Source organism: Azohydromonas sediminis (assembly GCF_003574675.1).
GTDB lineage: Bacteria > Pseudomonadota > Gammaproteobacteria > Burkholderiales > Burkholderiaceae_C > Calidifontimicrobium > Calidifontimicrobium sediminis.
Genome location: NZ_QOAZ01000015.1, coordinates 39,088 through 63,098 on the forward strand (window position 1 = coordinate 39,088; position 24,011 = coordinate 63,098).

A 24,011-nucleotide genomic window follows, 5' to 3' on the forward strand; every position below is an offset into this window, starting at 1 on the left:
GTGGCGAGCGGTGGGAACCGCACCGGCGCGAAGGCACCGGCACGACGAAACTTCGCGACCGATTCTGCCGCCAACCCGCCGGGCCGACATAGGCATCTTCGATCGCCGGGATAGAGCTACACCATCGCACCAGCGGCGCGCTCGGGCGAGGTGGGACAATCCCGCACATGACCGCGACGCTGACGCTGACCCGCCCCGACGACTGGCACCTGCATCTGCGCGACGGCGCCGCGATGGCCGCCGTCGTGCCGCACACCGCGCGCCAGTTCGCGCGCGCCATCGTGATGCCCAACCTGCGCCCGCCGGTGGCGACGGCCGCGGCCGCGCAGGCCTACCGCGAGCGCATCGTCGCGGCGGTGCCGCCGGGGCTGGACTTCACCCCGCTGATGACGCTGTACCTGACCGACAACCTGCCGCCCGACGAGATCCGCCGTGCGAAGGCCGCGGGCGTCGTCGCCGTCAAGCTCTATCCGGCCGGTGCGACGACGAACAGCGACGCCGGCGTCACCGACGTGCGCCGCACGTACGCGACGCTCGAGGCGATGCAGCGCGAGGGCCTGCTGCTGCTCATGCACGGCGAGGTGACCGACGCCGAGATCGACGTGTTCGACCGCGAGGCGGTGTTCATCGAGCGCGTGCTGCAGCCGCTGCGGCGCGACTTTCCCGGCTTGAAGATCGTCTTCGAGCACATCACGACGAAGGAGGCGGCGCAGTACGTGCGCGACGCCGATGCGAACACCGCGGCGACGATCACCGCGCACCACCTGCTGTACAACCGCAACGCAATCTTCGCCGGCGGCCTCCGCCCGCACTATTACTGTCTGCCGGTGCTCAAGCGCGAGGAACACCGCCGCGCGCTGGTGGCCGCGGCGACCTCGGGCAACCCGAAGTTCTTCCTCGGCACCGACAGCGCACCGCACCCGGCGCACCTGAAGGAGCACGCGAGCGGCTGCGCCGGCTGCTACACCGCGCTCGCCGCGCTCGAGCTGTACGCCGAGGCGTTCGACGCCGCCGGTGCGCTCGACCGCCTCGAGGGCTTTGCAAGCTTCCATGGTGCCGACTTCTACGGGCTGCCGCGCAACCGCGGCACCGTCACGCTGCGGCGCGAGCCGTGGACGCTGCCCGAGACGGTGCCGTTCGGCGATGCGACGCTCAAGCCGCTGCGTGGCGGCGAGACGCTGGCCTGGAGGCTCGCGGCATGAACGGTAACGCTCGCACCGAGCGCCACATCGCGCTGCTGATCGACGCCGACAACTCGCCGGCGGCCAAGATCGAGGTCATCCTCGCCGAGCTGGCCAAGCTCGGCGTCACCAACATCCGCCGCGCCTACGGCAACTGGAAGAAGAACGAGCTCAAGGGCTGGGAGAAGGTGCTGCACGAGTTTGCGATTCGGCCGATCCAGCAGTTCGACGTCAGCAAGGGCAAGAACGCGACCGACATGCTGATCGCGATCGACGCGCTCGACCTGCTGTACACCGACCGCCCCGACGCGTTCGGCATCGTCTCGTCGGACGCCGACTTCACGCCGCTGGTGATGCACCTGCGCGCCAAGGGCGCGACCGTCTACGGCTTCGGCGCGAAGAAGACGCCCGAGCCGTTCGTCGCCGCGTGCTCGCGCTTCCTGTACCTCGAAAGCCTGGGCGAGGGTCGCGACGAGGCCGCCGCCGAGGCCGGCGTCGCGAAGTCCGGCAAGGCGAAATCCGCCGCACCGCGCAGGCCGACGGCGGCCGAGCTGCGGCGCGATGCGCGACTCGTGAGCCTGCTGCGCAACGCGGTCGAGAACGCCGCCGGCGAGGACGGCTGGTCGCAGCTCGGCGCGGTGGGCTCGCAGATCGCCAACCAGGCCAGCTTCGACCCGCGCAACCACGGCTTCAAGAAGCTCGGCGACCTGATCGAGGCGATCGGGCTGTTCGACGTCGAGAAGCGCGGCTCGCACCTGTACGTGCGCGACCGTCGTGCCACGCGCAGCGAGTCGCGCGCCGACTGAGCCGCCGCACCGTCCGCCGGCCGAGCCGGACTGGTCGCGGCCCTGGTTCGCGCCGTGGGCGCGGCTCGGGCCGGCGCTGTGGGCGGTGTGGCGCGGCAGTGCAGCGCTCGCCGACGCGCTGAACGTCACCGCGCGGGTGCACGGCGTCGGCGCGGCGCCCGTCTTCGTCGCGGCAGCGGGGCGCCGGGCGGCCGAGCCGTACGAGGCGCTCGTCGCGCGCACGCGCGCCGTGCCGGTGCGCGACACGCTGCACGACGCGTTGAACGGGCTGGTCTGGCTGCATCGGCCGGCACTGAAGTGGGCACTCAATCACGCTCATGCGCAGCAGATCGCGCGGCACGGCGCCGGCGGGCGGCGCGGCGCGGTGCGCGACGCGCTGACGCTGCTCGACGAGAACGGCGTGCTGCTCGCGGCGCCGCCCGGGCTCGTCGAGGCCTTGCGCCGGCGCGACTGGGCCGCGCTGTTCGTCGGGCACCGTGCGGCGTGGGCGCAGGCGCGGCTCGAGGTCGTCGGCCACGGCTTGCTGGAGCAACTCGCGCGCGCGCCGCGCAAGGCGCTGACGGCGCACGCGTGGTGCGTGCCCGCCGCGCACTTCGACGCCCCCGCCCTGCCGAGCGGCCTGACGCCGGCGTCGTGGACGCCGCTGCCGGTGCTGGGCGTGCCCGGCTGGTGGCCCGACAATGACGCCTTGACGTTCTACGCCGATGCGGCCGTGTTCCGGCCAGGGCCTGGAACTCGTCGCGACCGCCCCCAACTAAGCGCGCTGTCGGGTCAGCCCGTCGGCCTGCCGCGGGCGCCTACGCAACCTTCAACAACGACCACACCATGAAGCGCATCGTTCTGTTCCTGGCCACCAACCTCGCGGTGGTCGTCGTGCTGGGCATCGTCGCCAACGTGCTCGGCCTGAACCGATTCCTGACGGCGCAGGGGCTCGATCTGAGCGCGCTGCTCGGGTTCGCGTTCGTGATGGGCTTCGGCGGCGCGTTCATCTCGCTGCTGATCAGCAAGCCGATGGCCAAGTTCAGCACGCGGGCGCAGGTCATCAACGACTCGCGCGACCCGGTGCACCAGTGGATCGTCGCCACGGTGCAGAAGTTTGCGAACCAGGCCGGCATCCGCATGCCCGAGGTCGCGATCTACGAGGGTGCGCCCAATGCGTTCGCGACCGGCGCGTTCAAGAACTCGGCGCTGGTCGCGGTCTCGACCGGGCTGCTGCAGAGCATGAACCGCGAGGAGGTCGAGGCGGTGATCGGCCACGAGGTCGCGCACGTGGCCAACGGCGACATGGTCACGATGACGCTGATCCAGGGCGTGATGAACACCTTCGTCGTGTTCCTGTCGCGCGTGATCGGCTACATCGCCGACCGCGTCGTGCTGCGCAACCAGAACGAGGGCCCGGGCATCGGCTACTACGTGTCGACGATCGTGCTCGACCTCGTGCTCGGCGTGCTCGCGGCGATCATCGTCGCGTGGTTCAGCCGCCAGCGCGAATTCCGCGCCGACCGCGACGCGGCGCGCCTGATGGGCCGCCCGCAGCCGATGATCAACGCGCTCGCGCGCCTGGGCGGACTGCAGCCGGGCGAGCTGCCGCAGGCCGTCGAGGCGATGGGCATCAGCGGCAAGAGCGGCATCATGGCGCTGCTGTCGACGCACCCGCCGATCGAGCAGCGCATCGCCGCGCTGCAGCAGATGGGACGCTGAAAAGGGATAATTTGCATTGTGAAGCGAGCCAGACCGCCGCTGGCGCGAGGCCCGAAAGGGCGCGCTGGAGGAAGGTCCGGACTGCACAGGGCAGCGTAGCGGGTAACACCCGTCCACCGCGAGGTGCGGATCAGAGCCACAGAGACGAGTCACGGCGGGGCGTGTCCCCGCCGTGGGTGAAACGCGGCAATCTCTACGCGCAGCAACACCGAATAGGCACGCCGTGACCTGGCCCGGGTAGCGTGCGGGTGGGTGGCACCGAGCCGGGTGGGCAACCCCCGGCCCAGACGAATGGCGGTCACGCCGGCGCCCCGGCCACGGGGCGGCGGCGCACAGAATCCGGCCTATCGGCTCGCTTCACACATTTTTCGCCGCCGCGGCCTGCGCCGCACGGCGCGCCGACACGCTGCCGATGAACCCCGACGCCGACCAGCTCTGGCGCCACCCGCGCTGGGCGCTGGCGGTGATGCTCGCGTGCCTGGGCATGCTCGGGCCGTTCGCGATCGACACTTACCTGCCGGCGTTCACCGGCATCGCGCGCGCGCTCGGCGCGACGCCGGTGCAGATGCAGCAGACGCTGTCGGCGTACCTGCTCGGCTTCGCGGTGATGAACCTGTTCCACGGCGCGCTGGCCGACAGCTTCGGGCGGCGCCCCGTCGTGCTCGGCGGCGTCGGGCTGTTCACGCTGGCGTCGCTGGGCTGCGCGCTGAGCCCGTCGATCGGCTGGCTGGTGTTTTTCCGCGCGCTGCAGGGCATGTCGGCCGGCGCCGGCATCGTCGTGTCGCGCGCGATCATCCGCGACATGTACCCGCCGGCCGACGCGCAGCGGGTGATGAGCCAGGTGACGATCTACTTCGGCGTCGCGCCGGCGATCGCGCCGGTGATCGGCGGCTGGGTCTACGTGCACACCGACTGGCACGTGATTTTCTGGCTGCTGACGGCGTTCGGTGCCGCGCTGTGGTGGGCCAACTGGCGCTGGCTGCCCGAGACGCTGCACGCGCGCGAGCGCCAGCGGTTCGCGGTCGGTACGCTGCTGCGCGGCTACGCGCAACTGGCCTCCAGCGCACGCTTCGTCGCGCTGGCCTTCGCCAGCGGCGTGCCGTTCAACGGCATGTTCCTGTACGTGCTGTCGGCGCCGGTGTTCCTCGGCGAGCACCTGCGGCTGGGGCCGACGCAGTTCTTTTGGTTCTTCGGCCTGACGATCGCCGGGATCGTCGGCGGCGCGTGGCTGTCGGGGCGGCTGGCCGGTCGCATCCGCCCGGCGCGGCAGATCCGGCGCGGCTTCGCGATCATGCTCGCCGTCTCGCTCGTCAACGTCGCGCTCAACGCGGTGCTCGAGCCGCACGCGGCGTGGGCGCTGCTGCCGATCGCCGGCTTCGCGTTCGGCTGGGCGCTGATGGTGCCGGTGGTCACGCTGCTCGTGCTCGACCAGGCGCCGCAGCGCCGCGGCATGGCGTCGTCGCTGCAGGCGTGCCTCGGCAGCCTGGCCAACGCGCTGGTGGCCGGCGCGATCGCGCCGCTGGTGATGCACTCGATGCTCGCGCTGGCGCTGACCTCGCTGGCCTTTCTCGGCATCGGCATCGCCGCCTGGGCGTGGGTGCGCCGGCGCGTGGCGGTGCCCGCCGCGCACGGCGACGACGCCGCAAGCGCCCGTTGACGTGCGGCCGCGAGCCGGCCCGTCATGCTCACTGATCGGTTTCAGTGCATCGTGCAAGTTCTTATTTTTGAACGTGAAACCGTTCACCGTCTCGCCGCGAAATCCGTCTTAAGTACTTGATTCCATTAAATTTTTCGGCTCTGGCGATTGACCCGCCACGCCGCCGACGCTACAGTGTCACAACGTGGGAGTTGGTGGGAATTCGTGGCGGACGCTGTGTTTCAGGGAACGTCGGTGCTGGCGCTCGACGCCAAGCACCGCATCACGGTGCCGGTGCGGCACCGTGAGCTGCTGCTCGCGCTGTCCGGCGGCCAGCTGACGCTCACGAAGCACCCCGACGGATTCCTCATCGTGTTTCCGCGCCCTGCGTGGCACGCGTTCCGCGAGAAGCTGCTGGCGATGCCGATGTCGACCGAGCGCTGGCGCCGCGTCTTCCTCGGCAGTGCCGACGACGTCGAGATGGACAGTGCGTCGCGCGTGCTCGTCGCGCCGGCGCTGCGCGAGGCCGCGGGGCTGGGCAAGGACGTGCTGCTGATCGGCAACGGTCATCGCCTCGAGCTGTGGGACAAGCAGCGCCACGCCGAACACGAGGCGCAGACGATCGCCCAGGGCATGCCGCCCGAGATCGCCGCGCTGGTCTTCTGAGTCCGTGTCGACATGGCCCCACGTCCCGGTGCTCCTCACCGAAGCCGTCGAGCTTCTGGTGACGCAGCCGCACGGCACCTACGTCGATGGCACCTTCGGCCGTGGCGGCCATGCGCGCGCGATCCTGCAGCGGCTCGACGCGCGCGGGCGGCTGATCGCGTTCGACAAGGACCCGCAGGCGGTGGCGGCCGCCACGCAGGGGCCGCAGGCCATCGCCGATGCGCGCTTCGCGATCGTGCACGCGAGCTTCGCGACGATGCGCGAGGCGCTGGCCGCGCGCGGCATCGCGCAGGTGCAAGGCGTGCTGCTCGACTTGGGCGTGAGCTCGCCGCAGCTCGACGACCCGCAGCGCGGCTTCAGCTTCCGGCACGACGCGCCGCTGGACATGCGCATGGACACGACCCGCGGCGAGACCGCCGCGGACTACCTGGCCCGCGCCGATGAGCGCGACATCGCGAGGGTGATCCGCGACTATGGGGAAGAACGGTTTGCTGTTCCGATTGCAAAGGCGCTTGTGGCTCGCCGCGCAGGCGGGCGCCCCGTTCGCACCACCGGCGAGCTGGCCGACGTCGTGGCTCGCGCGGTCAGGACCCGCGAGCCGGGCCAGGACCCTGCGACGCGCACGTTTCAGGCTCTTCGGATTCGCGTCAACGCTGAGCTCGAGGAGCTCGAGCAGGGGCTGAGCGCCGCGCTCGACCTGCTGGCACCCGCCGCCCGCCTGGCCGTGATCAGCTTCCACTCGCTCGAGGACCGCATCGTCAAGACCTTCATCGCGCGCGAGAGCCGCGCCGAGGTCGACCGCCGCGCGCCGTTCGCGCCGCCTCGGCCGACGCGGCTGCGGGCGCTGGCGCGCGTGCGCCCGTCGGCCGACGAGATCGCCGCCAACCCGCGCGCGCGCTCGGCGATCCTGCGCGTGGCCGAGCGCACGGCCGATGCGTCGCCGGGGAGGGCGTCGTGAGCCGGCTCAACGTCGTGCTCGTGCTGGCCATCGTCGCCAGCAGCCTGGTGCTGGTGCGCACGGCGTACGAGTCGCGGCGGCTGTTCGCCGAGCTCGACCGCGCGCGCAACCAGCAGCGCCAGCTCGAGCTCGAACACAAGCGCCTCGAGGCCGAACGCCAGGCGCAGGCGACGAACCTGCGCGTCGAGCGCATGGCGCGCGAGCGCCTGGCGATGCGCACCGCGACGCCGGCGGTGACGCACTACGTGGCCGACCCGATCGCCGCGGCCGCGTCTGCGACCGGAGGTGCGCGATGAGCCGCCCCGCGGGTCGCAGCGCCGACCGCCGCGGCGTCGCCGCCGCGGTGCGCAGCGTCAACTACGGCAGCAGCCCGCTGCTGGCGTCGAAGACGCCGCCGTGGCGCTCGAAATTCGTCGTCGCGCTGATCGGCTTGGGCTCGTGCCTGCTCGTCGGGCGTGCCGTCTACATCCAGATCATCGGCACCGACTTCTACCAGCAGGAAGGCGAGAAGCGCTACGCGCACACGCTGACGCTGCACGGCAGCCGCGGCAAGGTGCTCGACCGCAACGGCCAGCTGCTGGCCACCAGCGTCGAGGCGCCGTCGATCTGGGCCATCCCGCGCGACGTCGATGCGTCGCCGGCGCAGCGCCGCGACCTCGCGCGCGCGCTGGGCATGACGGTGGCCGACCTCGACCGGCGCCTGGCCGAAAACCCGAAGTTCGTCTGGCTGCGCCGCCAGGTCGACGACGCGCTGGCCGCGCAGGTCAAGGCGCTCGGGCTCAAGGGCGTGCACCAGACCCGCGAGTACAAGCGTCGCTACCCCGAGGGCGAGGCCGCCGCGCACGTCGTCGGCTTCACCGACGTCGAGCACCGCGGGCAGGAGGGCATCGAGCTCGCGCTCGAGTCGCGCCTGCGCGGGCGCAACGGCTCGCGCGACGTCGTCAAGGACCGGCTCGGTCGCGTCGTCGAGGACGTGCGCGACCAGATCGACCCCGTGCACGGCGAGGACGTCACGCTCGCGATCGACGCCAAGGTGCAGGCCTTCGCGTACCAGAGGCTGCGCGACGCGGTGGCCGAGCACAAGGCGCGTGCGGCCAGCGCCGTCGTGCTCGACGCGAAGACCGGCGAGGTGCTCGCGCTGGCCAACTACCCGAGCTACAACCCGGCCGACCGGCGTCGCCTGTCGGGCGAGCAGCTGCGCAACCGCGCGCTGACCGACACCTTCGAGCCCGGCTCGACGATGAAGCCGTTCATCGCCGCGTGGGCGATCGAGACGGGCCGCGCGAAGCCGACGACGCTGATCGACACCGCCCCCGGCTGGATGACGATCACCGGCAGCACGATCCGCGACCACGACCCGCTGGGCACGCTGACGCTGGCCGGCGTCGTGCAGAAGTCGAGCAACGTCGGCACCGTCAAGCTCGCGATGCAGATGCCCGCGCGCGAGATGTGGCAGCTGTACGCCGACATTGGCCTCGGGCAGAAGCCACAGATCGACTTCCCCGGCGCCGTCACCGGGCGGCTGCGCCCGTACAAGACGTGGCGGCCGATCGAACAGGCGACGATGAGCTACGGCTACGGCCTGTCGGCCAGCCTGCTGCAGCTCGCGCGCGCCTACACCGTGTTCGCGCACGACGGCGAGCTGCTGCCGGTGACGATCCTCAAGCGCGACGCGCCGGTGCAGGGCACGCGCGTGATCTCGCCCGAGACGGCGCGCCAAGTGCGCCAGATGCTCGAGCTCGCCGCCGGCCCGGGCGGCACCGCGCCGCTGGCGCAGACGGTGGGCTGGTCCGTCGGCGGCAAGACCGGCACCGCGCGCAAGCAGGAAGGCCAGTCGTACGCGACCAACAAGTACCGCGCGTGGTTCGTCGGGCTGGCGCCGATCGGCGACCCGCGCATCGTCGTCGCCGTGATGGTCGACGAGCCGAGCAACGGCAAGTTCTACGGCGGCCAGGTCGCCGCGCCGGTGTTCAGCCAGATCGTGCAGCAGACGCTGCGCACGCTGGGCGTGCCGCCCGACCGCGACGTCGTGCCGCAGATCCTGGCGCGCGACCTGCCCGCGGTGCGCGAGAGCTTCTGATGACGACGCTGCGCCTGTCCAGCCCCGACGCCGCCGCGCAGTGGCTGCGCGCGCGCGTGCGCGGCGCGCTCGTCACCGACCACCGCCGCGTGCGCCCGGGCGACGGCTTCGTCGCGTGGCCGGGGCGGCGCGTCGACGCGCGCCAGTTCGCGCGCAGCGCGCTGGCCGCCGGCGCCACGGCCTGCCTCGTCGAGCACGACGGCGCCGACGCGTTCGCGTTCGACGACGAGCGCATCGCGACGCTGCCCGGCCTGAAGGCCGCGGCCGGCGTCGTCGCCGACGCGTTCCTCGGGCACCCGAGCGCCGCGCTCGACGTCGTCGCGGCGACGGGCACCAACGGCAAGACGTCGACCGCGTGGTGGACCGCGCAGGCGCTGACCGCGCTCGGGCGGCGCTGCGCGCTGGTGGGCACGCTCGGGATCGGCGAGCCGCCGCGCATCGGCGCGGCGGATGGAGAACCACCGCGCATCGGCGCGGCGGGTGGCGAGCCGCCGCACCCGGACACCGGCGCACCGGCGGCGCTCGAGACCACGGGCTTGACGACACCCGACGCGGTGCAGCTGCACGCCGCGCTGCGCCGCTTCGTCGACGCCGGCTTCGCGGCGTGCGCGATGGAGGCCTCGTCGATCGGCCTCGACGAGCACCGGCTGGCCGGCGTGCGCATCGCGGTGGCGCTGTTCTCGAACCTGACGCGCGACCACCTCGACCACCACGGCACCATGGAGGCCTACGGCGAGGCCAAGCGCCGCCTGTTCGCGTGGCCGGGGCTGCGCGCGGCGGTGGTCAACGTCGACGACGCGTTCGGCGCGCGCCTGGCCGACGAACTGCGGCGCGAGGGCCGGCTCGACCTGTGGACCTGCTCGACGCAGGGCCCGGCGCGGCTGGCCGCGCGCGACCTGCGCTATGCCGGCGACGGCCTCGCGTTCGACGTCGTCGAAGACGGCGTCGCACACCCGGTGGCCAGCACGCTGATCGGCAGCTTCAATGTCGCCAACGTGCTGCTCGTGGTCGGCGCGCTGCGCGCGCTGGGCGTGCCGCTGGCCGATGCCGCGGCCGTCGTGCCGCGGCTGACGCCGGTGCCGGGGCGCATGGAGCGTGTGCTGCCGCCCGATGTCGACGCCGCGGCCGCGCCCGAGGTCGTCGTCGACTACGCGCACACGCCCGACGCGCTCGAGAAGGTGCTCGTCGCGCTGCGCCCGCTCGCTGCGGCGCGCGGCGGGCGGCTGTGGTGCGTGTTCGGCTGCGGCGGCAACCGCGACGCGACCAAGCGCGCACCGATGGGCGCGGTGGCCGAGCGGCTGGCCGACGTCGTCGTGCTGACCAGCGACAACCCGCGCGACGAGCGCCCTGGCGCGATCCTCGAGCAGATCGCCGCCGGGCTGCGCGAGCCGCAGCGCGCGCGTGTGATCGAGGACCGTGCCGCCGCGATCGCCGCCGCCGTCGGCGAGGCGCGCGCGTGCGATGTCGTGCTGCTGGCCGGCAAGGGCCACGAGGACTACCAGGAGGTCGACGGCACGCGGCGCCCGTTCAGCGACCTCGCCGAGGCCGAGCGTGCGCTGCGTGCACGCGCTGCAGGAGCCACGCGATGAGCGCGACGCCGATGATGACGCTCGCGCAGGCGCACGCGCTGCTGCCGGGCTCGACGCTGGTCGGCGACGGCGCGATCGCGTTCGACCGCGTCGCGAGCGACAGCCGCACGCTGCGCGCGGGCGACCTGTTCGTCGCGCTCAAGGGCGAGCGCTTCGACGGGCACGACTTCCTCGCCAGCGCGCGCGCGGCCGGCGCGGTCGCGGCGATCGCCGAGCGCGGCCTCGACGCGCAGGCGATGCCCGGCCTGCGCGTGGCCGACTCGCTCGCGGCGCTGCAGCAGCTCGCCGCCGCGTGGCGGCGCCAGCTGCACCTGCCGCTGATCGCGGTGACCGGCAGCAACGGCAAGACGACGGTCACGCAGATGATCGGCGCGATCCTGCGCGCGTGGCACGGCGACGGCGGCTTCGCGACCGAGGGCAACCTGAACAACCACATCGGCGTGCCGCTGACGCTGCTGCGCCTGCGCCAGGACGACCGTGTGTGGCACCGCGCCGGCGTCGTCGAGCTCGGGATGAACCACCCCGGCGAGATCGCGCTGCTGGCCCGGCTGGTGCAGCCGCAGGTCGTGCTCGTCAACAACGCGCAGCGCGAGCACCAGGAGTTCATGGCCAGCGTCGAGGCCGTCGCGCGCGAGAACGGCAGCGCGATCGATGCGCTCGCGCCCGACGGCGTGGCCGTCTACCCCGGCGACGACGCCTTCGCGCCGCTGTGGCACGCGATGGCCGGCGGCCGGCCGCAGCTCACGTTCTCGCTCGACGGCGCGGCCGACGTGACGGCCGACGTGCGCTGGGTCGCCGACGGCGACGAGCCGCACTGGGCGATGACGCTGCACACGCCGGCCGGCAGCGCGGCGACGACGCTGCGCCTGGCCGGCCGCCACCACGCGAAGAACGCGCTGGCCGCCACCGCGTGCGCGCTGGCCGTCGGCGCGCCGCTGCAGGCCGTCGCGCGCGGGCTGGCGTCGTTCGCACCGGTGGCCGGGCGCTCGCAGCTGCACGTGCTGCAGCGCGGCGGGCAGCGCGTGACGCTGGTCGACGACACCTACAACGCGAACCCGGACTCGGTACGCGCGGCCATCGACGTGCTCGCCGGCCTGGCCGCGCCGCGCGCGCTGGTGCTCGGCGACATGGGCGAGGTCGGCGCGCAGGGGCCGCAGTTTCACGCCGAAGTCGGCGCCTACGCGCGCCAGCGCGGTATCGAGACGCTGTGGACCGCGGGCACGCTGGCCGTGCACGCGGCGCGCGCGTACGGCGGCGCGGCGCGCCACTTCGACGACGTGCCGGCGCTGCTGGCCGCGCTCGGCGAGCTGCCGCCGAGCGCGTCGCTGCTCGTCAAGGGCTCGCGCTTCATGCGCATGGAGCGCGTCGTGCAGGCGCTGCTGCACGCCGGCGGGGGAGGTGCCTGATGCTGCTCGCGCTGAGCCAATGGCTGCTCGCCCTCGAGCCCGACGCGCTGAGCTTCCTGCGCGTGTTCCAGTACCTGACGTTCCGCGCCGTGATGGCGGCGATGACGGCGCTGGTGATCGGCATCGCGCTCGGGCCGTGGGTCATCCGCAAGCTCGCCGAGCTGAAGATCGGCCAGCCGATCCGCGAGTACGGCGTCGCCGAGCACCTGGCCAAGAGCGGCACGCCGACGATGGGCGGCGTGCTGATCCTGATCGGCATCGGCGTCGCGACGCTGCTGTGGTTCGACTGGAGCAACCGCTTCGTGTGGGTCGTGATGCTGGTGACGTTCGGCTTCGGCGCGATCGGCTGGGTCGACGACTGGCGCAAGGTCGTCGACAAGAACCCCGAAGGCATGCGCTCGCGCGAGAAGTACTTCTGGCAGTCGCTGATCGGTCTGCTGGCGGCGTTCTTCCTCGCGTTCGCGGTGTCGGAGAGCTCGAACCAGCGCGTGCTCGACCTGTTCGTGCGCTGGATCCAGAGCGGCTTCACCGAGCCGCTGCCGCCCAACGCCGACCTGCTGGTGCCGTTCTTCAAGACGGTGAGCTACCCGCTCGGGGTGTGGGGCTTCATCATCCTGACCTACCTCGTGATCGTCGGCAGCAGCAACGCTGTCAACCTGACCGACGGCCTCGACGGCCTGGCGATCATGCCGGTCGTGATGGTCGGCTCGGCGCTGGGCATCTTCGCCTACGTGCAGGGCAACGCCGTGTTCTCGCGTTACCTGCTGCTGCCGTTCATCCCCGGCGCCGGCGAGCTGCTGATCTTCTGCGCCGCGATGGCCGGCGCGGGGCTGGCGTTCCTGTGGTTCAACGCGCACCCGGCGCAGGTCTTCATGGGCGACGTCGGCGCGCTCGCGCTCGGCGGCGCGCTCGGCACGATCGCCGTCATCACGCGGCAGGAGATCGTGCTCGCGATCATGGGCGGCATCTTCGTCGTCGAGGCGCTGTCGGTGATGGCGCAGGTCACCTACTTCAAGTACACGAAGCGGCGCTACGGCGAGGGCCGGCGCATCCTGAAGATGGCGCCGCTGCACCACCACTTCGAGAAGAGCGGCTGGAAGGAGACGCAGGTCGTGATCCGCTTCTGGATCATCACGATGCTGCTGTGCCTGATCGGCCTGGCGAGCCTGAAACTGCGATGAACGTCCTCGGCGCAACCCTTGTGCTCGTGCTCGGCCTCGGCCAGTCGGGGCTCGCGATGGCGCGCTGGTGCGCGCGCCACGGCGCCGCGGTGCGCGTGTGGGACTCGCGCGAGGCGCCGCCGCAGCTCGACGCGCTGCGTGCCGCGGTGCCCGGCGCCGCGTTCGCCACCGGCGCGCTCGACGACGCGGCGCTCGACGGCGTGCAGCTCGTGCTCAAGAGCCCGGGGCTCGCGCCCACCGACGCGCGCATCGCGCCGCTGCTGGCGGCCGCGCGCGCGCGCGGCGTGCCGGTGTGGGGCGAGCTCGACCTCTTCACCCGCGCGCTCGCCGACCTGCGCGAGTCGCGCGGCTACGTGCCGCAGCTGCTCGGCGTGACCGGCACCAACGGCAAGACGACGGTGACGTCGCTCGCGGCGCTGCTCGTCGAGCGCGCCGGCCGGCGCGTCGTCGCCGCCGGCAACATCGGCCCGACGATGCTCGACACGCTGGCCGCCGCGCTCGACGCCGACGCCGGCGGCGAGGCGCTGCCCGAGGTCTGGGTGCTCGAGCTGTCGAGCTTCCAGCTCGAGGACGCCGCGCTCGGTTTCGAGCCGAGTGCCGCCGTCGTGCTCAACGTCACGCAGGACCACCTCGACTGGCACGGCAGCTTCGAGGCCTACGCGGCGGCGAAGGCGCGCGTCTACGGCCAGCACACGGTGCGCGTCGTCAACCGCGACGACCCGCTCGTCGAGGCGATGGTCGCGTCGCCGCCGGCCAAGCCGGGCAAGGGCAAGCCGCCCGAGCCGCCGCCGGTCGTGCGCTTCGGCCTCGACGCGCCGGCCCACGCCGGCGACTACGGCCTCGTCGTCGAGCACGGCATGGCGTGGCTCGTGCGCGCGCTCGGCAGCGACGACGGCGCGCGCCGCCGCCGCGCCGGCGCGGCCGGCGACGACGAGCTGCACCTGCAGCGCCTGATGCCGGCCGACGCGCTGCGCATCCGCGGCCGCCACAACGCGGCCAACGCGCTCGCGGCGCTCGCGCTGGCCACCGCGATCGGCTGCCCGCTCGCGCCGATGCTGCACGGCCTGCGCGAGTACCGCGGCGAGCCGCACCGCGTGCAGCACGTCGGCCGCGTCGGCGAGGTCGACGCCGTCGACGACAGCAAGGGCACCAACGTCGGCGCGACGGTCGCGGCGCTGCGCGGGCTCGGCACCGACCAGGCGCCCGGGCGGCTCGTCTTGATCCTCGGCGGCGACGGCAAGGGGCAGGACTTCGCGCCGCTGGCCGAGCCGCTGGTGCGCCACGCGCGCGCGGTCGCACTGATCGGCCGCGACGCGCCGGCGATCGATGCGCAGGTCGGCGCCGCGCTGCGCGACGCCGGCATCGCGGTGCAGCGCCACGACACGCTCGAGGCCGCCACCGCGTGGGGCTTCGAGGTCGCGCAGCCGGGCGACGCGGTGCTGCTGAGCCCCGCGTGCGCGAGCCTGGACATGTTCCGCAACTATGCACACCGTGCCGACGTCTTCGTCGCTGCGGTGCGCGCATGCGCCGAACGGCGCGGTGAGGTGCTGGCATGAGCCGCGCCGCGCTTGCGCTCGGCTCGCGGCTCGCGTCGTGGTGGCAGCGCCTGCGGCCGGCGCGCCGCGACGCGCCCACCGCGCTGCCGGTGCGCGACGGGCTGCGCCGCCGCAGCGCCGAGCCGGTGCGCGTGGCCGGCTTCGACCGCACGCTGGTGTGGGTCACCGCGGGGCTGCTGCTGCTCGGCCTCGTGATGGTCTATTCGGCGTCGGTCGCGCTGCCCGACAACCCGCGCTTCGCGCGCTACACGTCGACGCACTTCCTGTCGCGCCACGCGCTGTCGATGGCCATCGGGCTGGTCGTCGCGCTGGCCGTCGTGCAGGTGCCGATCGCGGTGTGGGAGAAGTGGGCCAACGCGCTGTTCGGCGCCGCGCTCTTACTGCTGGTCGTCGTGCTGGTGCCGCACGTGGGCGTCGAGGTCAACGGCGCGCGGCGCTGGATCCCGCTCGGGCTGATGAACTTCCAGCCCAGCGAGCTGGCCAAGCTCGCGATCGCGATGTACGCCGCCGGCTACATGGTGCGCAAGATGGACGCGCGCGAGCACTTCATGCGCGCCGTCGCGCCGATGGCGGTGGCGCTGGCCGTCGTCGGCCTGCTGCTGCTGGCCGAGCCCGACATGGGCGCGTTCCTCGTCATCGCGACGATCGCGATGGGCATCCTGTTCCTCGGCGGCGTCAACGGGCGCATGTTCGCGCTCAGCGTCGCGGTGCTGCTCGGCTCGTTCGTGCTGATGATCGTCGTCAGCCCCTGGCGGGCCGAGCGCATCTTCGCGTACCTCGACCCGTGGAACCCGGCGTATGCGCAGAGCAAGGCGTACCAGCTGACGCACTCGCTGATCGCATTCGGACGCGGCGAGGTCTTCGGGCAGGGGCTCGGGGCCAGCGTCGAGAAGCTGCACTACCTGCCCGAGGCACACACCGACTTCCTGATGGCCGTCGTCGGCGAGGAACTCGGCTTCGTCGGCGTGTTCGCCGTCATCGCGGCGTTCTTCTGGCTGACGCGGCGCATCTTCATGATCGGCCGGCAGGCGATCGCGCTCGACCGCCTGTTCGCCGGGCTGATGACGCAGGGCATCGGCCTGTGGATCGGCGCGCAGGCCTTCATCAACATCGGCGTCAACCTCGGCGTGCTGCCGACCAAGGGGCTGACGCTGCCGCTGATGAGCTACGGCGGCTCGGCGATCTTGATGAACCTGGCCGCCCTGGCGATCGTGCTGCGCGTGGACATCGAGAACAGAACCCTCATGCGCGGAGGCCGCGCATGAAGGGTTCTGTTCCGGCGAAGGCTCATGTCGCGAAGCGACGTGAAGCGCGCGCAGCGCGCGTGCCGCAGCCAGAATCGGCAGCTCATGCGCGGAGGCCGCGCATGAGCTGGCGCCGGGCCGTCCCAAGCCAGCTCGCCCCCTTGGGGGGCGGGCGCGCAGCGCCCAGGGGGTTCGCATGAGCCACCTCGTGATCATGGCCGCCGGCACCGGGGGGCACGTGATTCCCGGTCTGGCCGTGGCGCGCGAGATGCAGCGCCGCGGCTGGAGCGTGAGCTGGCTCGGCACGAAGGAGGGCATGGAGAACCGCCTCGTGCCGCCGGCCGGCATCGCGCTCGACACGATCGGCTTCAGCGGCCTGCGCGGCAAGGGCTGGCTGCACACGCTGACCGGCGGCCTGCGCCTGCTCAAGGCGTTCGCCGAATGCCTCGCGATCCTGCGCCGGCGCGGCGCCGACGCCGTGCTCGGCATGGGCGGCTACGTGTGCTTCCCGGGCGGGCTGATGGCGTCGCTGCTGAACAAGCCCCTCGTGCTCGTCAACGCCGACGCCGCGCTGCTGCTGAGCACGAAGGCGCTGCTGCCGGTGGCCGACCGCGTCGCGTTCGGCTTCGACGGCGCCGCAGCGGCGACGACGAAGCGCGGCGTCGTCACCGGCAACCCGGTGCGCGCCGAGATCGAGGGGCTGCCGCCGCCGGCGCAGCGCTTCGCCGGGCGCGAGGGACCGCTCAAGCTGCTCGTGGTCGGCGGCAGCCTCGGCGCGCAGGTGCTCAACCGCACGCTGCCGGCGGCGCTCGCGCGCCTCGCGCCGCACGAGCGCCCGTGCGTGACGCACCAGACCGGCGCGGCACAGCACGCGGAGGTCGTCGCGGCCTACGCCGCCGCCGGCGTCGAGGCCGAGGTGCTGCCGTTCATCGACGACATGCACCGGCGCCTTGCCGAGGCCGACCTCGTCGTCTGCCGTGCCGGTGCGATCACCGTCAGCGAGCTGTGCGCCGCCGGCGTGCCGTCGGTGCTGGTGCCGTTCGTCGTGCGCACGACGGCGCACCAGCGCGACAACGCGCAGTTCATGGCGCAGCACGGTGCGGCGATCCACCTGCCGCAGGACGAGCTGACGCCCGAGCGGCTGGCCGAGGTGCTGCGCGGCCTCGACCGCAGCGCGCTGCTGGCGATGGCGCACAAGGCGCACGCGCTCGCGCGCCCGCGTGCGGCGGCGCGCGTGGCCGACGAGATCGAACGGCTGGTGAGAAAGGCCGGTGCATGAAGCACGCCGTCAAGCACATCCACTTCGTCGGCGTCGGTGGCGCCGGCATGAGCGGGATCGCCGAGATCCTGCACAACCTCGGCTACACCGTGTCGGGCTCTGACCAGAGCGACACCGCGACGACGCGGCGCCTCGCGCAGTTGGGCATGCGCGTGGCGATCGGCCACGACGCCGCGCACATCGCCGGCGCCGACGCCGTCGTCGTCTCCACCGCCGTGCGCGGCGACAACCCCGAAGTGATCGCCGCGCGCGCGAAGCGCATCCCCGTCGTGCCGCGCGCCGTGATGCTCGCCGAGCTGATGCGGCTGCGCAAGGGCATCGCGATCGCCGGCACGCACGGCAAGACGACGACGACGTCACTGGTGACCAGCGTGCTCGCCGCCGCCGGCGTCGACCCGACGTTCGTGATCGGCGGCAAGCTGCAAAGCGCCGGTGCGAACTCTCGCCTGGGCTCGGGCGAGTACATCGTCGTCGAGGCCGACGAGAGCGACGCGTCGTTCCTGAACCTCAGCCCGATCCTGTCGGTCGTCACCAACATCGACGCCGACCACATGGACACCTACGGCCACGACTTCGCGCGGCTGAAGCAGGCCTTCGTCGACTTCCTGCACCGCATGCCGTTCTACGGCGCGGCGATCCTGTGCGGCGACGATCCCGGCGTGCGCTCGATCGTGCCGCTGGTGTCGCGCCCCGTCGTGACCTACGGCCTCGGCCCCGAGGTGCAGGTGCGCGCCGTCGGCGTGCAGGCGCTGCCCGGCGGGCAGATGCGCTTCGTCGCGCAGCGGCGCAACGGCGTTGCGATGCCCGACCTGCCGGTGACGCTGAACCTGCCCGGCGAGCACAACGTGCGCAACGCGCTGGCGGCGATCGCGGTGGCCGCCGAGATCGAGCTGCCCGACGAGCCCGTCGTGCACGCTCTCGCGCATTTCGGCGGCGTCGGGCGGCGCTTCGAGCGCTACGGCGAGGTGCCGGCGCACGGCGGCGGCACCTTCACGCTGATCGACGACTACGGCCACCACCCGGCCGAGATGGCGGCTGTGCTCGCCGCGGCGCGCGGCGCATTCCCGGGCCGCCGCCTCGTGCTCGCGTTCCAGCCGCACCGCTACACGCGCACGCGCGACTGCTTCGAGGACTTCGTCAAGGTCATGGGCCACGCCGACGCGGTGCTGCTGACCGAGGTCTACCCGGCCGGCGAGGCGCCGATCGTCGCCGCCGACGGCCGCTCGCTCGCGCGCGCGCTGCGCGTGGCGGGCCGCGTCGAGCCGGTGTTCGTCGACGACGTCGCGGCGCTGCCGCAGGCCATCGTCGACGTCGCGCGCGACGGCGACGTCGTGATCGTGATGGGCGCCGGCTCGATCGGCGCCGTGGCCGCGCAGGTGCGTGCGCTGGCGGAAGGACGGACCCCATGAGCGATGCGATCGATGCGAAGGCGCTCGGCAAGGTCGCCGTGCTGATGGGCGGCACCAGCGCCGAGCGCGAAGTCAGCCTGATGTCGGGCAGCGGCGTGCTGCACGCGCTGCGCGCGCAGGGCGTCGACGCCTACGCGTTCGACCCGGCCGCGCGCGAGCTGTGCGACCTCAAGGCCGAGGGCTTCACGCGCGTGTTCATCGCGCTGCACGGCCGCCACGGCGAGGACGGCACCGTGCAGGGCGCGCTCGAGCTGCTGGGCATCCCCTACACCGGCAGCGGCGTGATGGCCAGCGCGATCGCGATGGACAAGGTGATGACCAAGCGCGTGTGGCTCGCCGAGGGGCTGCCGACGCCGCACTGGGTGCTGCTCGCACCCGGCGAGCACGGTGCGGCGCGCGTGCGTGCGGTGCCCGACGAGCTCGGCCTGCCGCTGGTCGTCAAGCCGCCGCGCGAGGGCTCGTCGATCGGCGTGACTAAGGTCCAGGGCTACTCGCAGATGCTCGAGGCGGTGCAGCTGGCCGCACGCTACGACCCCGACGTGCTGTGCGAGGAGTTCATCGACGGCGAGGAGGTCACGTGCCCGGTGCTCGGCGAGGGCGACGCCGCGGTCGCGCTGCCGGTGATCCGCATCGTCGCGCCCGAGGGCGCGTACGACTACCAGCACAAGTACTTCACCGACGACGTGCGCTACCTCGTGCCCAGCGGCCTGCCCGAGGCCGAGGAGCGCGAGATCCAGCGCCTGACGCTGGCCGCGTACCGAACCCTCGGCTGCCGCGGCTGGGGGCGCGCCGACCTGATGGTGCGCGCGTCGGACCGCCGGCCGTTCCTGCTCGAGATGAACACCTCGCCGGGGATGACGGGCCACTCGCTGGTGCCGATGTCGGCCAAGGCCGCCGGCATCGGCTACGAGCAGCTGTGCCTGCGGCTGCTGGCCGACGCGCGGCTGGACACGCCGCTGCCCGCGAACGCATGACGACGATGGCTGCGCGCACCGCCCGCCCCGAACCGCTGCCGGCCGACGTGCGGCTGACGAACGCCGTCGCCGACGCGATCTTCGCGCTCGTCGCGCTCGTGCTGCTTGCCGCCGCGCTCGCGTGGGTCGCGCGCCAGCCGGCCTTCGCGCTGCGCGAGCTGGCCGTCGACGGCGGCATCGTGCGCGCCGCCGAGCCGGCGCTGCGCGCGGCCGCCGCGCCGTACCTGGGCAGCGGGTTCTTCGCGCTCGACCTCGCGGCGATGCGCGCGGCCTTCGAGGCGGTGCCGTGGGTGCGCCAGGCGGTGGTGCGCCGCGTGTGGCCCGACCGCGTGCGCGTGACGCTCGTCGAGCACGAGGCGGTCGCGCTGTGGGCCGGCGACGACGGCAACGAGCGGCTGGTCAACACCTACGGCGAGGTCTTCGAGGCCAACGTCGGCGACGTCGAGGACGAGCACCTGCCGCGCTTCGAGGGCCCCGAGGGCAGCGCGGCGCGCGTGCTCGCGATGTACCGCGTGCTGGTGCCGGTGCTGGCGCCGATGGGTGCGCGCATCGAGACGCTGCGCGTGAGTGCGCGCGGCTCGTGGCGCGTCGCGCTCGACAGCGGCGCGACGATCGAGCTCGGCCGCGGCCAGTGGCCCGACGAGGCCGCCGAGGTGCGCGCGCGCGCCGAGCGCTTCGTGCGCACCGTCGACCAGGTCGCCCGGCACTACCAGCGCCGCCTGCTGCACGCCGACCTGCGCCACGCCGACGGCTACGCCGTGCGGCTCGAAGGCATCACCACGACCACGACGCCGCCCACCCCGAGATAGACCATGGCCAAGGAATACAAGGATCTCGTCGTCGGACTCGACATCGGCACCGCCAAGGTGATGGCGGTGGTCGCCGAGGTGCTGCCCGACGGCGAGCTGCGCGTCGCCGGGCTCGGCGTGTCGTCGTCGCACGGCCTCAAGCGCGGCGTCGTCGTCAACATCGACGCGACCGTGCAGAGCATCCAGCAGGCGCTCAAGGAGGCCGAGATGATGGCCGCCTGCAAGATCACGCGCGTCTACACCGGCATCACCGGCAGCCACATCCGCGGCCAGAACTCGACCGGGATGGTCATCGTGCGCGACCGCGAGGTCTCGCCGGCCGACGTGACGCGCGTCGTCGACCTCGCGAAGACGATCCACATCCCGAACGACCAGCGGCTGCTACACGTCGAGCCGCAGGAGTTCGTCATCGACGGCCACGAGGTCAAGGAGCCGATCGGCATGAGCGGCGGCCGCCTCGAGGTCAAGGTGCACATCGTCACCGGCGCGCAGAGCGCGGCCGAGAACATCGTCAAGTGCGTGCGCCGCTGCGGGCTCGAGGTCGAGATGCTGGTGCTCAACGCCAGCGCGTCGAGCCACGCGGTGCTCACCAGCGACGAGAAGGACCTCGGCGTCGCGCTCGTCGACATCGGCGCCGGCACGACCGAGGTGCAGATCTACACCGACGGCAGCGTGCGCCACACCGCGGTGATCCCGATCGCCGGCGACCTGATCACGAGCGACATCGCGATGGCGCTGCGCACGCCGACCAAGGACGCCGAGGAGATCAAGGTCGAGCACGGCGTGGCCAAGCAGCTGCTGGCCGACCCCGCCGAGCAGGTCGAGGTGCCGGGGCTGGGCGACCGTGCGCCGCGCATGCTCAGCCGCCAGGCGCTCGCGGGCGTGATCGAGCCGCGCGTCGAGGAGATCTTCAGCCTCGTGCATCAGGTCATCCGCGACAGCGGCTACGAGGAGCTGCTGAGCTCGGGCATCGTGCTCACCGGCGGCAGCGCCGTGATGCCGGGCATGGTCGAGCTCGGCGAGGACATCTTCCTCAAGCCGGTGCGCAAGGGCGTGCCGACCTACGCCGGCGCGCTGTCGGACATGGTGGCCAACCCGCGCTCGGCCACCGTGATGGGGCTGCTCGAGGAGGCACGGCTGGCGCGCACGCGCGGGCTGCGCGCGGCGCAGCAGGCCGGCTCGGTGAAGAACTTCGTCACGCGTGCGAAGGACTGGTTCCTGGGGAACTTCTGACGGAGGACCCGCGCATGAAGGTCACAAGAATGGGGCGACGACGACGAGGCGCTCGACCCCGCGCTCTTTGGATGACGACGGCGACGTCGGTTGGTTTGGCTGGTTCGGATGGCAACTGCACACAGGAGGTCCAAATGCCCATCGAAATGATCGAGGAGTTCCACGAAGGCACGCAGATCCGCGTGATCGGCGTCGGCGGTGGCGGCGGCAACGCCGTCGAGCACATGATCGAGCACGGCGTGCAGGGCGTGCAGTTCATCTGCGCGAACACCGACGCGCAGGCGCTCAACCGCAGCAGCGCGCCGCACCTGATCCAGCTCGGCGCCACCGGGCTCGGCGCGGGCGCCAAGCCCGAGGCCGGGCGCGCCGCGGCCGAGGAGGCGGCCGACCGCATCCGCGAGGCGATCGACGGCGCACACATGCTGTTCATCACGGCCGGCATGGGCGGCGGCACCGGCACCGGCGCCGCACCGGTGATCGCGCGCATCGCCAAGGAGATGGGCATCCTGACGGTGGGCGTCGTCACGAAGCCGTTCGAGTTCGAAGGCAAGCGCCGCATGCAGGCCGCCGACCAGGGCGTGGCGGAGCTCGAGGCCAACGTCGACAGCCTGATCGTCGTGCTCAACGAGAAGCTGCTCGAGGTGCTCGGCGACGACGTCACGCAGCACGAGGCCTTCGCGCACGCCAACGACGTGCTGAAGAACGCGGTGGGGGGCATCAGCGACATCATCCACGTGCGCGGCCTCGTCAACGTCGACTTCGAGGACGTCAAGACGGTGATGAGCGAGCCGGGCAAGGCGATGATGGGCACCGCGCAGGCCGGCGGCCCCGACCGCGCGAGCAAGGCCGCCGAGGCAGCGGTGGCGTGCCCGCTGCTCGAGGGCGTCGACCTCAGCGGCGCACGCGGCGTGCTGGTGCTGATCGCCGCGAGCAAGGCCACCTTCAAGCTCAACGAGAGCAAGAAGGTGATGGACTGCATCCGCCGTTACGCCGCCGACGACGCGCACGTGATCTTCGGTGCCGCGTACGACGAGGAGCTCGGCGACCAGATGCGCGTGACCGTCATCGCGACCGGGCTGACCCCGGCCACGCGGCGCCAGCAGGTGCCGATCAGCGTCGTGCACACGACGCCGGTCGTGCGCTCGGGCACCGACGGGCTGCCGGTGCTGAACCAGACGGTCGGCGCGCCGGCCGCCGTCGCGACGCCGGCGGCGCCGGCCACCGACTATGCGGGCCTCGCGGTGCCCAGCGTCTGGCGCCACGGCCGCACCGCGGCGGCCAAGGTCGACGCGCTGGTCAGCAACGGGATGGACGAGATCGAGATTCCGGCGTTCCTGCGTAAGCAGGCGGATTGAACGGCCCACCCCCGAAGCGCCTGCGGCGCTCCCCCTCGAGGGGCTGGGCCGCGGGGCCCGGCGCGGCCTGCAAGGCCCGCCAGCGCGCCGGCGAAGTCGGATCCGTGGTGGCCGCTCGCAAGGGCGGCCGCCGCCGTTTTCAGTGGCCGATGATCTTCGCGAGGAAGTCGCGCGTGCGCTCGCTCTTGGGCTGCGCGAAGAACTCGCGCGGCGGGCCCTGCTCGACGATCTGCCCCTGGTCCATGAAGATCACGCGGTCGGCCACCGCCTTCGCGAAGCTCATCTCGTGCGTGACGCACAGCATCGTCATGCCCTGGCCGGCGAGCTCGATCATCACGTCGAGCACCTCCTTGATCATCTCGGGGTCGAGCGCCGAGGTCGGCTCGTCGAACAGCATGATCTTCGGCGTCAGGCACAGCGCGCGCGCGATTGCGACGCGCTGCTGCTGACCGCCCGACAGCTGCAGCGGGTACTTCTGGGCCTGCTCGGCGATGCGCACGCGCTGCAGCTGCTGCATCGCACGCTCCTCCGCGTCCTTCTTCGGCACGTGGTCGACCCACATCGGCGCGAGCGTCAGGTTCTCGAGCACCGTCAGGTGCGGAAACAGGTTGAACTGCTGGAACACCATGCCGACGCGCTTGCGCACCTGCTCGATCGCGCGCGCGTCGTCGGTCAGCGCGATGCCGTCGACCGTGATGCGGCCCTTCTGGAACTCCTCGAGCGCGTTGATGCAGCGGATCAGCGTCGACTTGCCCGAGCCCGACGGCCCGCAGATCACGATGCGCTCGCCGCGCGTGACGTCGAGGTCGATGTCACGCAGCACGTGGAAGCTGTGGCCGTACCACTTGTTGACTTTCTCGAAGCGGATGATGGGCTCGGTCATGGACGTGTCCGGGAGGGTGGGCTGCGCGCGGTGGCGGACACACGCAGCGAACCTGCATTGTGAAC

The 24,011-nt window shown here is 72.5% G+C and carries 21 protein-coding genes and 1 other RNA gene; 21 read left to right on the forward strand and 1 reads right to left on the reverse strand.

Annotation, left to right across the window (positions count from 1 at the left end; genetic code table 11):
- Nucleotides 1-167 precede the first annotated feature (167 nt).
- The 21 genes from pyrC to ftsZ all read left to right on the forward strand — a co-directional run bounded on the left by pyrC (nucleotide 168) and on the right by ftsZ (nucleotide 23,063).
- Complete coding sequence (gene pyrC, locus DRV96_RS09830) at nucleotides 168-1,202, forward strand: dihydroorotase (protein ID WP_119290434.1); 1,035 nt, start codon at nucleotides 168-170, stop codon at nucleotides 1,200-1,202.
- The gene (locus tag DRV96_RS09835; protein WP_119290436.1) at nucleotides 1,199-1,987 is read left to right on the forward strand and encodes an NYN domain-containing protein; all 789 of its coding nucleotides are present in this window, start codon (nucleotides 1,199-1,201) and stop codon (nucleotides 1,985-1,987) included. The genes pyrC and DRV96_RS09835 overlap by 4 nt, the downstream gene beginning before the upstream one ends.
- A complete protein-coding gene (locus DRV96_RS09840) occupies nucleotides 1,956-2,816 on the forward strand; it encodes a DUF3025 domain-containing protein (protein ID WP_119290438.1) in 861 nt (286 codons plus the stop codon). Before DRV96_RS09835 ends, DRV96_RS09840 begins: the two co-directional genes overlap by 32 nt.
- Nucleotides 2,813-3,688: a protease HtpX gene (gene htpX / locus DRV96_RS09845; RefSeq protein WP_119290440.1), complete on the forward strand. Its 876-nt coding sequence runs from the start codon at nucleotides 2,813-2,815 to the stop codon at nucleotides 3,686-3,688. The genes DRV96_RS09840 and htpX overlap by 4 nt, the downstream gene beginning before the upstream one ends.
- 20 nt (nucleotides 3,689-3,708) lie before the next feature.
- An RNA gene (gene rnpB, locus DRV96_RS09850) (RNase P RNA component class A) lies at nucleotides 3,709-4,051 on the forward strand.
- A gap of 49 nt (nucleotides 4,052-4,100) precedes the next feature.
- On the forward strand, nucleotides 4,101-5,345 hold the full coding sequence (locus tag DRV96_RS09855) for a multidrug effflux MFS transporter (RefSeq protein ID WP_119290442.1): 1,245 nt from the start codon (nucleotides 4,101-4,103) through the stop codon (nucleotides 5,343-5,345).
- 216 nt (nucleotides 5,346-5,561) lie between these two features.
- On the forward strand, nucleotides 5,562-5,990 hold the full coding sequence (locus tag DRV96_RS09860) for a division/cell wall cluster transcriptional repressor MraZ (RefSeq protein WP_119290444.1): 429 nt from the start codon (nucleotides 5,562-5,564) through the stop codon (nucleotides 5,988-5,990).
- 4 nt (nucleotides 5,991-5,994) lie between these two features.
- Nucleotides 5,995-6,948, forward strand: a complete 954-nt coding sequence (gene rsmH, locus DRV96_RS09865; RefSeq protein ID WP_119290446.1) for a 16S rRNA (cytosine(1402)-N(4))-methyltransferase RsmH — start codon at nucleotides 5,995-5,997, stop codon at nucleotides 6,946-6,948.
- Complete coding sequence (ftsL, locus tag DRV96_RS09870) at nucleotides 6,945-7,244, forward strand: cell division protein FtsL (protein ID WP_119290448.1); 300 nt, start codon at nucleotides 6,945-6,947, stop codon at nucleotides 7,242-7,244. The genes rsmH and ftsL overlap by 4 nt, the downstream gene beginning before the upstream one ends.
- Entirely contained in the window at nucleotides 7,241-9,028 is a 1,788-nt protein-coding gene (locus DRV96_RS09875; protein ID WP_119290451.1) for a peptidoglycan D,D-transpeptidase FtsI family protein, read from the forward strand. Before ftsL ends, DRV96_RS09875 begins: the two co-directional genes overlap by 4 nt.
- Nucleotides 9,028-10,617 carry a Mur ligase family protein gene (locus DRV96_RS09880; RefSeq protein ID WP_119290453.1) on the forward strand — a complete coding sequence of 530 codons (1,590 nt, stop codon included), beginning with the start codon at nucleotides 9,028-9,030 and terminating at the stop codon, nucleotides 10,615-10,617. Before DRV96_RS09875 ends, DRV96_RS09880 begins: the two co-directional genes overlap by 1 nt.
- Nucleotides 10,614-12,023: a UDP-N-acetylmuramoyl-tripeptide--D-alanyl-D-alanine ligase gene (locus DRV96_RS09885; protein ID WP_119290455.1), complete on the forward strand. Its 1,410-nt coding sequence runs from the start codon at nucleotides 10,614-10,616 to the stop codon at nucleotides 12,021-12,023. The genes DRV96_RS09880 and DRV96_RS09885 overlap by 4 nt, the downstream gene beginning before the upstream one ends.
- On the forward strand, nucleotides 12,023-13,204 hold the full coding sequence (mraY, locus tag DRV96_RS09890) for a phospho-N-acetylmuramoyl-pentapeptide-transferase (protein WP_119290457.1): 1,182 nt from the start codon (nucleotides 12,023-12,025) through the stop codon (nucleotides 13,202-13,204). Before DRV96_RS09885 ends, mraY begins: the two co-directional genes overlap by 1 nt.
- The gene (locus DRV96_RS09895; RefSeq protein WP_119290459.1) at nucleotides 13,201-14,760 is read left to right on the forward strand and encodes a Mur ligase family protein; all 1,560 of its coding nucleotides are present in this window, start codon (nucleotides 13,201-13,203) and stop codon (nucleotides 14,758-14,760) included. Before mraY ends, DRV96_RS09895 begins: the two co-directional genes overlap by 4 nt.
- Nucleotides 14,757-16,025 carry a putative lipid II flippase FtsW gene (ftsW, locus tag DRV96_RS09900; RefSeq protein ID WP_119290461.1) on the forward strand — a complete coding sequence of 423 codons (1,269 nt, stop codon included), beginning with the start codon at nucleotides 14,757-14,759 and terminating at the stop codon, nucleotides 16,023-16,025. Before DRV96_RS09895 ends, ftsW begins: the two co-directional genes overlap by 4 nt.
- 175 nt (nucleotides 16,026-16,200) lie before the next feature.
- Nucleotides 16,201-17,283 (forward strand): undecaprenyldiphospho-muramoylpentapeptide beta-N-acetylglucosaminyltransferase, encoded by a 1,083-nt coding sequence (murG, locus tag DRV96_RS09905; protein ID WP_119290463.1) that lies wholly within the window; start codon nucleotides 16,201-16,203, stop codon nucleotides 17,281-17,283.
- Nucleotides 17,280-18,692, forward strand: a complete 1,413-nt coding sequence (gene murC, locus DRV96_RS09910) for a UDP-N-acetylmuramate--L-alanine ligase (protein ID WP_119290465.1) — start codon at nucleotides 17,280-17,282, stop codon at nucleotides 18,690-18,692. The genes murG and murC overlap by 4 nt, the downstream gene beginning before the upstream one ends.
- Nucleotides 18,689-19,666, forward strand: coding sequence for a D-alanine--D-alanine ligase (locus tag DRV96_RS09915; RefSeq protein ID WP_119290467.1), 978 nt, complete (start codon nucleotides 18,689-18,691; stop codon nucleotides 19,664-19,666). Before murC ends, DRV96_RS09915 begins: the two co-directional genes overlap by 4 nt.
- Before the next feature lie 5 nt (nucleotides 19,667-19,671).
- Nucleotides 19,672-20,475 (forward strand): cell division protein FtsQ/DivIB, encoded by an 804-nt coding sequence (locus DRV96_RS09920; protein WP_119290516.1) that lies wholly within the window; start codon nucleotides 19,672-19,674, stop codon nucleotides 20,473-20,475.
- Between the two features lie 3 nt (nucleotides 20,476-20,478).
- Nucleotides 20,479-21,708 carry a cell division protein FtsA gene (gene ftsA, locus DRV96_RS09925; protein WP_119290473.1) on the forward strand — a complete coding sequence of 410 codons (1,230 nt, stop codon included), beginning with the start codon at nucleotides 20,479-20,481 and terminating at the stop codon, nucleotides 21,706-21,708.
- A gap of 134 nt (nucleotides 21,709-21,842) precedes the next feature.
- Nucleotides 21,843-23,063 (forward strand): cell division protein FtsZ, encoded by a 1,221-nt coding sequence (gene ftsZ / locus DRV96_RS09930; protein WP_119290475.1) that lies wholly within the window; start codon nucleotides 21,843-21,845, stop codon nucleotides 23,061-23,063.
- Nucleotides 23,064-23,202: 139 nt separating this feature from the next.
- Here the strand turns inward: ftsZ and DRV96_RS09935 are convergent, their stop codons facing one another.
- Nucleotides 23,203-23,946, reverse strand: coding sequence for an amino acid ABC transporter ATP-binding protein (locus DRV96_RS09935; protein WP_119290477.1), 744 nt, complete (start codon nucleotides 23,944-23,946; stop codon nucleotides 23,203-23,205).
- Nucleotides 23,947-24,011: the final 65 nt, after the last annotated feature.

Bases quoted from the DNA above. Each gene is read 5' to 3' on its own strand.
- ftsZ (WP_119290475.1), top strand. From the start codon at position 21,843: ATGCCCATCGAAATGATCGAGGAGTTCCACGAAGGCACGCAGATCCGC.
- DRV96_RS09835 (WP_119290436.1), top strand. From the start codon at position 1,199: ATGAACGGTAACGCTCGCACCGAGCGCCACATCGCGCTGCTGATCGAC.
- mraY (WP_119290457.1), top strand. From the start codon at position 12,023: ATGCTGCTCGCGCTGAGCCAATGGCTGCTCGCCCTCGAGCCCGACGCG.
- DRV96_RS09895 (WP_119290459.1), top strand. From the start codon at position 13,201: ATGAACGTCCTCGGCGCAACCCTTGTGCTCGTGCTCGGCCTCGGCCAG.
- DRV96_RS09935 (WP_119290477.1), bottom strand. From the start codon at position 23,946: ATGACCGAGCCCATCATCCGCTTCGAGAAAGTCAACAAGTGGTACGGC.
- murC (WP_119290465.1), top strand. From the start codon at position 17,280: ATGAAGCACGCCGTCAAGCACATCCACTTCGTCGGCGTCGGTGGCGCC.
- pyrC (WP_119290434.1), top strand. From the start codon at position 168: ATGACCGCGACGCTGACGCTGACCCGCCCCGACGACTGGCACCTGCAT.
- DRV96_RS09885 (WP_119290455.1), top strand. From the start codon at position 10,614: ATGAGCGCGACGCCGATGATGACGCTCGCGCAGGCGCACGCGCTGCTG.
- DRV96_RS09875 (WP_119290451.1), top strand. From the start codon at position 7,241: ATGAGCCGCCCCGCGGGTCGCAGCGCCGACCGCCGCGGCGTCGCCGCC.
- htpX (WP_119290440.1), top strand. From the start codon at position 2,813: ATGAAGCGCATCGTTCTGTTCCTGGCCACCAACCTCGCGGTGGTCGTC.
- DRV96_RS09920 (WP_119290516.1), top strand. From the start codon at position 19,672: ATGGCTGCGCGCACCGCCCGCCCCGAACCGCTGCCGGCCGACGTGCGG.
- ftsW (WP_119290461.1), top strand. From the start codon at position 14,757: ATGAGCCGCGCCGCGCTTGCGCTCGGCTCGCGGCTCGCGTCGTGGTGG.
- ftsA (WP_119290473.1), top strand. From the start codon at position 20,479: ATGGCCAAGGAATACAAGGATCTCGTCGTCGGACTCGACATCGGCACC.
- DRV96_RS09880 (WP_119290453.1), top strand. From the start codon at position 9,028: ATGACGACGCTGCGCCTGTCCAGCCCCGACGCCGCCGCGCAGTGGCTG.
- murG (WP_119290463.1), top strand. From the start codon at position 16,201: ATGAGCCACCTCGTGATCATGGCCGCCGGCACCGGGGGGCACGTGATT.
- DRV96_RS09915 (WP_119290467.1), top strand. From the start codon at position 18,689: ATGAGCGATGCGATCGATGCGAAGGCGCTCGGCAAGGTCGCCGTGCTG.
- DRV96_RS09855 (WP_119290442.1), top strand. From the start codon at position 4,101: ATGAACCCCGACGCCGACCAGCTCTGGCGCCACCCGCGCTGGGCGCTG.